This window comes from Candidatus Avelusimicrobium stercoris, assembly GCF_002437085.1.
Taxonomy (GTDB): domain Bacteria; phylum Elusimicrobiota; class Elusimicrobia; order Elusimicrobiales; family Elusimicrobiaceae; genus Avelusimicrobium; species Avelusimicrobium stercoris.
In genome coordinates this window covers 1-7,250 of the sequence record NZ_DJOA01000013.1, presented here as the reverse complement: position 1 = coordinate 7,250, position 7,250 = coordinate 1, and the positions used below count along the sequence as shown (strand labels likewise).

Genomic DNA, 7,250 nt, shown 5'->3' with positions numbered 1-7,250 from the left:
AACAAGGAGAAAAAATGAAAGGATTTACTTCTATTGTGTCATTCCCGAAGGTTGTAGTCGGGAATCTGTCGTTATTTAAAAAAGAAAACGACAACAACGGATCCCCGAACCCTGCGGGCCACCAATTCCTCGGGGATGACGACCACAGCATTGTTCTGGGCTGCCGCACGGTTAATACTTTCCGAATTACAAGTGCCGGCTTTACGCTTATAGAACTGCTAGTCGTCGTACTCATTATTGGCATATTGGCGGCGGTGGCGGTGCCGCAATATCAGGTGGCGGTGGATAAGGCCAAATTTGCATCCAATATGCCGCTGTTGGATGCGGTGGAAAAGGCCCAAGAAGCATATTACTTGGCAAACGGGCAGTACGCGGATACCTTTGACCAGTTGGATGTGGAAATACCGAAGACCTATGCGTATAAAAGGCCCGAGAGTTGGGGCGGCGATTGCTGGGCGACCGGGGAAAATTGGGTCTATCCTCATATTTGCACCAACCAATGCTATTCTTTTATTTCCCCGTGGCAGCCGTATGATGCTATGTATTTCCGTACACATAACCATTCCAGTTCATATAACAAGGTATGCGTGGATGCCAAAAGGGCCTGTATTATTGGATACGAAAAGGCGAGTTCCCAGCCGGCTCGTTGGCGTCGGTTGTGTAACGCATTAGGCACGGAAACTTCCCAGCGGTATGCGGGGGGCGCTTTTGCTGTTAAAAGCACTTGGGATTTGCGCTAATTTTTCTATATCAAAAATTTGAACCCGCCCCGGGATATACAATTCCCGGGGCGGGTTCTTATCAGTAACGGGCAATTAGTTGGCCTTTGGGTGCTTACATATAATTTGTTTAATGTTTTTGCGCGAGGTTTTGATAATTACCTTGCGAAAGCACCACAAGGCCCAAACATTCGGTATGGTCATTAGCGTCATTGTTAAAATGACCAGTGCCCACATAAAGCGGGTAGAACTGTTGGCCTCGGCGGTGCGCAGTAAGGAGTCGGAAATCGTCCAATCCAGCGAAAAACTGGTGCCAATCCAACCGCCCACAAAGGTTAAAATAATAAACATCACTCGCATCGGTTTTATTAGAACATTAGAACCCTTGCACAAAAATTGCAGGGCCTTTTCCCCATAATAGCCCCAACCGATAATGGTGGTAAACGAAAAGATTACCAGTGAGAAAATCAAAATCGGCGTACCGATGTACGGCACTGTTTTAAAGGCGCTGTTGCACAGGTTGGCCGCATATACGTTAGGGTTCTGCCAGTCGCCCGCCAGTACAATGACCATACCCGTCAGTGAGCAAATAAAAATCGCCCAAAATACGGAAGTGGCCGAAATGATAGCCATTTGCGTAGCGCTGCGGGTTTTTGCCGCGGCGGCTGCAATAGAGGCGCTGCCGAGCCCGGCTTCGGTAGCCAGTACGGCGCGGGTAACGCCTGCGCTTAATGCGGGCACCATTGCCTGCACAATCGCCATAATCCCTACGCCGGCGGCGCCGCCCAGGGCGGCCTTGCCCGTAAAGGCGCTTTTAATCACCATTACTAGGGCCGCGGGGATTTCGGTAAAGTGCATACAGAGCACGATAACGGCAAGCAGTAAATAAAGCCCTCCCATAATCGGCACCAGCCACTCGGAATACGCGGCGATGCGCTTTACGCCGCCGATAATCACTACACCCGCCGCAACGGCTACAAATAAACCAACATACCACGGGTTCAAATTGTACCCTTCGCGCAACGCATCTGCAATAGAGTTGGCCTGCAAGGCACTTCCAGCGGTCAGGGCCATTAACACCGTGCCCACGGCAAAAATAATACCGAGCCATTTGAACTTTAAAATGCGGGACAGGTAATACATCGGCCCGCCCACATATTCGCCGTCTGGCAAGCGTACGCGGTATTTAAAGGCTACCATACACTCGCTGTATTTAATGGCAAAGTTGAAAAATCCGGCAATTACCATCCAAAATAAGGCACCCGGCCCGCCTTCGGCTACGGCGGTGGTTACCCCGATAATGCTTCCCGTGCCCACGGTCGCGCCAATCATCACCGCGAGCGAGCCAAAACTGCTGACCATCCCTTCGGATTCCACTTTTTTTACCGACAGTTTCATCGCCGGCCACGTGTATTTTTGTAGGAAGTGCAAGCGGATTGTAAAGTAAATACCTAAAAAAAGCAGGATAATAATCATCGGCGGACCCCATACCAAGGTATTGAATCCGTTCATTACGTCGTACATATGTTGCAAGGTCGGCGATGAGGCAAACGCGCACACCGCTGTCCATAATTGTTGCAGGCTTTCCATCGTGTTTTTTTCTTCCTCCCAAACGGTACAACCTTTTTATTGTACTAAAATATAAGGGGAAACCTATAAAAATTTCTATGGGAAAATCTTTCCAAATCCGCGCAATATGATATATAATTTAGTAACGCGCGGGTTTTCCCGCATAAATAAGGAGACGGGTTATGAAGAAACTTTTGCTCGCGGCCTTTATCGCCGCTTTCGGCGCCGCCGCTTGCTCTTCCGGCAACGCCAACACCAAAACTGCGGATTCCCGCAATAAAGCATCCGCCAAAGATGCTAAATACCAAATCATTGACCAAGAATTTGATAATCTTTTGGCGCCAGAGGCCGATTACGACACCTTGCCCGCCTACGAGTTGCAGGCTTGCGGGGATTCTTATCTGCCGCCTGCCGAACAAACGGTAAGAGGGGCCAAAAAGCCCGCGGCCAAGGTAGTTAAAAAATCGGCCGCCAAAAAGACGACCGCCAAAAGTACGTCTAAATCCACGACCACTAACAAAAAGGTCATTAACAATACCAATATTTACTATTTAGACGGCTCCGCGCCGAATACGTCCACCTCGTCCACCAGCACGACGACTACCACCTACACGAGCGACGAAATTGCGCCGGACACCCTGCAATAATTTATGCTTACGCCGTTAGATAAGGAAGCACAACTTACACAAGAAGCCCATAGATTATATGGGCTTCTTAAATCTGTATCCAAAACCAAGGCTGCCAAGTGGACGTTTGAGGACTGCTTGGCCGCCGCGCCGTATGTACTGGCGATTAACCGCTTTAAAAAAGAGCAGAACGCCGTTATTCTCGCCCACTCCTACACCACGCCCGATTTGGTTTACGGCGTGGCCGATTTTCGGGGGGACTCGTATGAACTGGCGTTAAAGGCGCGCTCCTCTACCGCCGATATCATTGTTTTTGCTGGCGTGTGGTTTATGGCAGAAACGGCCAAAATCATTAACCCGGGCAAAAAGGTGGTTATCCCTGCGGGCCGTGCGGGGTGCACGCTGGCCGATTCTATGACGGGGGAAGACGTAAAAAAACTGAGGGAAAAACATCCCGGCGTACCGGCTTTGTGCTATATTAACAGTTCTGCGGACGTAAAGGCCGTGTGTGATTCGTGTGTAACATCGGGCAATGTGTTTGACATTGCGCAGAAAATCCCCGGAAATGAACTTATTTTTGTGCCTGATATGTTAATGGCGCAAAATATTGACGCCGAACTCAAACGCCGCGGCACGCCTAAAAAGATTATTTCCTCCGGCGGTTCCTGCTGCGTGCACGACAAATACCGCCCGGAAATTGTGGATAAACTGCGCGCCGAACATCCCGGTATAAAAGTGTTGGCGCACCCGGAGTGCCCCATTGAAGTTTGCCAAAAGTGCGATTACGTGGGCAGCACCAAGGGGATGGCCGCGTATGTGGCCGCGTCGCCGGATAAGACGTTTGGGATGCTTACGGAGTTTGGCCTTGTCAACCGTTTGGAAGCCGAACACCCGGACAAAACCTTCATCTGGCCCTACGGGGTTTGCAGTTATATGAAGAAGAACAGTTTGATTAATACCCTGGAAGCCCTGATTGACCCGCGCCCCGACCAAGTGGTTACGGTGGACGAAAAAATAGCGGCCCAGGCCAAAAAAGCCATTGAAAAAATGTTTGAACTTGCCAAATGATACTAGATAAAATTATTGAACTTGCTTTACTGGAAGATTTAAGTTTGGGGGATATCACCTCGGACACTATTTTTACGCCCGAAAACCGGGCCAAGGCCGCTATCCGCGCCAAGGAAGACTTGGTGCTGTGCGGTATGGACGTAGCCAAAACCGTGTTCCACGCGGTGGATCCGGAGGTCGTTTTTACGCCGCTTAAAAAGGACGGCGACGACGTGAAGAAGGGCGAAATCGTGCTGGAACTGACGGGGCGCACCTTGTCTATTTTAAAGGCCGAACGGACCGCACTTAACTTTATGCAACGGATGAGCGGTATTGCCACCGCCTCGCGCGAGTATGCGGCCATCGGCAAAAAATATGGCGTAATGATTGTGGATACGCGCAAAACCCAGCCCGGCTTGCGGCGTTTGGATAAATACGCGGTACGCATTGGCGGCGCACGCAACCACCGCATTAGCCTGGCCGACAGCGTGATGATTAAGGATAACCACATTGCGGCGGCGGGCTCCATTACGGCGGCCGTCAAAAAGATTAAGGACGTTATCGGCCATACGCCCAAGGTAGAGGTGGAAACCACGACCTTGGACGAGGTAAAGGAAGCCTTAAACGCCGGTGCGGATATCATTATGCTTGACAATATGACGCCCGAACAAATTGCCGTGTGCAAAAAAGAAATTGCCGGACGCGCGATTATTGAGGTTTCCGGTGGCGTGAATAAAACCAATTTAGAGGCCTACTGCGCAGTCCGCCCGGATGTAATTTCTATGGGGGCGCTGACTCACTCTGTCCCGGCGAAAGATTTGAGCCTAAAAATTGTACAATATATTAGTTAAGCGATTATTATAAGATTGGGAGTAGCAGATGAATTACAATAAGTTGTTTTCCCAAGTGGTAAGCCGCTCCAAGGCTTCTGCCATTAGAGAACTTTTGAAGGTGATTGCCCGCCCGGATATTATTTCGTTCGCGGGGGGGTTACCGGCCCCGGAATTGTTCCCCACGCACGAAATTGCCAATATTATGCAAGATGTACTGACGAAGACCCCTAAACAGGCGTTGCAGTACGGCACGACCGAAGGGCAAATGGAACTGCGCACGGAACTGGTAAAACTCTTAAAAGAGACCGAAAATATTGACGTAACCACCGACCAAATGATGGTGGTGTCTGCCTCCCAGCAGGCGTTGGATATGACGGCGCGCCTGTTCGTAAACCCCGGCGACAGCATTATTACCGCTTGCCCCACTTATTTGGGCGCGTTGCAGGCGTTCCACGTGGCGGGTGCGGATATTACGGGTGCGGAAAGCGACGCATACGGTATTTTGCCCGAAGATTTGGAAGCCAAACTGGCCGCGTTAAAGGCCCAAGGCAAACAGTGCAAATTTATCTACTTGGTGCCCGATTTCCAAAACCCCACGGGTACGACTATTCCCGAAGACCGCCGTGTGCAAATTTTGGAAATTGCCCAAAAATATAATACCTTTATTTTGGAAGACTCTCCATACCGCCAAGTCCGCTTTGAAGGCACTTCCCCGCGCACCTTTTACGCGCTGGATAACGGCCGCGGCAACGTGATTACGATGTTTACGTTCTCTAAGGTATTTGTGCCGGGCTTCCGCTTGGGCTACATTATCGGACCGGAAGACGTCATCCGAAAATATGTCATTTTAAAACAGGCGATGGACTTGTGCACCTCGCCCATTTTGCAGTTGGCTACGGGCGAATACCTTCGCAGCGGGATGCTGATGCAGCACGTCAAAGAAATCATTGCGGCCTACCGCGAAAAACGCGATTTGATGTTGGAAACCTTGGCAAAATATATGCCAAAAAATGTTTCCTGGACGCGCCCCGAGGGCGGCCTCTTCCTGTGGCTTACCTTGCCCAAACATATGAACGCCACGGACTTGCTGCCCAAGGCTATTGAAAATAAAGTAGCCTATGTTGCGGGGGTGGATTTCTATCCGCAGGCCGATGTGTTTAACGATATGCGCTTAAACTTTTCTTATCCCACTAAGGAACAAATGGTAGAAGGTTTAAAGCGTCTCGCGCAAACCATTAAAGATAATCTGTAACCAGCGGGGGACCTTACCAGGTCCCTCTTTTTTAGGTCCTTTGCCCTATATAAAAGTGGGTCCAAGGGCCCTGTTATTTGGGCTGTTAGTTTTGCAAAATATAAGTATGGGTAAAAAATTATTTATTTTATTTTTAGCAGGTTTGTTAATTCCTACGGCGGCTTTTGCGCAGAAAAATCCGCTTAAATCCGTTAAAGGGGTAAGGAAGATTTTGGCCCGCACTCCTAGGGTGGCTGTTCCTGCGGAAGAAAAGGCGTTACAGCATTTGGTGGAAGCCACGCCGGAACGCCAGATTTTGGCGCGTTTCGCTTCCGTACTGCCTTCTCGCGGGGCTTTGGCACCGCTTTTAAAGGACGGAAAAATCCATACGGAAGTGTCCAATGCGCTCACGCGTGAAGTGTCCAAGGCTCTCTTTAAAATGCAGGACCAAAACACCAATAAATTAAGCCCGTGTATGTTGGTTTTATCCCAGCGTATCCGCTCGGGGATGAAACTCAGTTACACCTATTTGCTCGCGTTGGAATACGAACTGCGCGTTGCCCAAAACCAAGCGGAGCAGGAATTCCGCAATCGCTACCAATATTCTGCGGGAACTAAAATTATGGACGACAACCCCAATTTCCGCGCGCTTTTGGGCGAGGCTACGGCCCAGCGGTTAAACGACCACTTTTTGCCACTTTTGCCGTCGGCGGATAGAGTTCGCTTTTTGAAGATTTTGATGCAAGGCGTATTTGCTCCTACGGTTAATATGCACGAGTTTTACTCGGCACTTTTGTACCGCGAGGTCCGCACCGGCTTGCACGATATGGGGCCCGTTATCGGTACGGACGAAGTGGAGTATTACGGCACCATTAAAGACACTCTTTTATTCTGTGCCCGCGTATCGGCCGAGGAAGCGGCTTACAACAGTTTACAATCTCCGCGCCAAGTGCGGGAACTGTTTGTAGGCAAGTTGGAGGAGATGTCTCCCCGCTTTGCGGATAAGCCGGCGGTCCGTGCGGTGTGGGATAAGTTTGTAGCATATTACAAACACCGCTTTGACCCGCATACTCCGCAAAAATAAAGCAGTTTGACTGGATAATTTCTCACCCCGGCGGACTTCTTCCCCCGGGGTTTTTGTTGTTGTTAAATAAGGAAGCCGCCCTCAGGGGCGGCGCGCAAGGCTCGGTGCTCTGAATAAGTAGGTCATCCTGGGTATAAAGGC

7 protein-coding genes are annotated in these 7,250 nt (G+C 50.1%); 6 read left to right on the top strand and 1 reads right to left on the bottom strand.

The window, feature by feature from the left end:
* Nucleotides 1-14: 14 nt before the first annotated feature.
* Nucleotides 15-740: a type IV pilin protein gene (locus B2118_RS02370; protein WP_428052996.1), complete on the top strand. Its 726-nt coding sequence runs from the start codon at nt 15-17 to the stop codon at nt 738-740.
* A 75-nt stretch (nt 741-815) separates the two neighbouring features.
* Here the strand turns inward: B2118_RS02370 and B2118_RS02365 are convergent, their stop codons facing one another.
* Nucleotides 816-2,309: an alanine/glycine:cation symporter family protein gene (locus B2118_RS02365; RefSeq protein ID WP_428052994.1), complete on the bottom strand. Its 1,494-nt coding sequence runs from the start codon at nt 2,307-2,309 to the stop codon at nt 816-818.
* Between the two features lie 161 nt (nt 2,310-2,470).
* On the opposite strand from B2118_RS02365, the gene B2118_RS02360 reads away from it, so the two are divergent.
* The 5 genes from B2118_RS02360 to B2118_RS02340 all read left to right on the top strand — a co-directional run bounded on the left by B2118_RS02360 (nt 2,471) and on the right by B2118_RS02340 (nt 7,109).
* Nucleotides 2,471-2,935: a hypothetical protein gene (locus B2118_RS02360; RefSeq protein ID WP_428052993.1), complete on the top strand. Its 465-nt coding sequence runs from the start codon at nt 2,471-2,473 to the stop codon at nt 2,933-2,935.
* A 3-nt stretch (nt 2,936-2,938) separates the two neighbouring features.
* Nucleotides 2,939-3,982 (top strand): quinolinate synthase NadA, encoded by a 1,044-nt coding sequence (gene nadA, locus B2118_RS02355; protein ID WP_428052991.1) that lies wholly within the window; start codon nt 2,939-2,941, stop codon nt 3,980-3,982.
* On the top strand, nt 3,979-4,812 hold the full coding sequence (gene nadC, locus B2118_RS02350; RefSeq protein ID WP_428052989.1) for a carboxylating nicotinate-nucleotide diphosphorylase: 834 nt from the start codon (nt 3,979-3,981) through the stop codon (nt 4,810-4,812). The genes nadA and nadC overlap by 4 nt, the downstream gene beginning before the upstream one ends.
* Nucleotides 4,813-4,840: 28 nt before the next feature.
* Complete coding sequence (locus B2118_RS02345) at nt 4,841-6,046, top strand: PLP-dependent aminotransferase family protein (protein ID WP_428052987.1); 1,206 nt, start codon at nt 4,841-4,843, stop codon at nt 6,044-6,046.
* A 106-nt stretch (nt 6,047-6,152) separates the two neighbouring features.
* A complete protein-coding gene (locus B2118_RS02340) occupies nt 6,153-7,109 on the top strand; it encodes a hypothetical protein (RefSeq protein ID WP_428052985.1) in 957 nt (318 codons plus the stop codon).
* Nucleotides 7,110-7,250 lie beyond the last annotated feature (141 nt).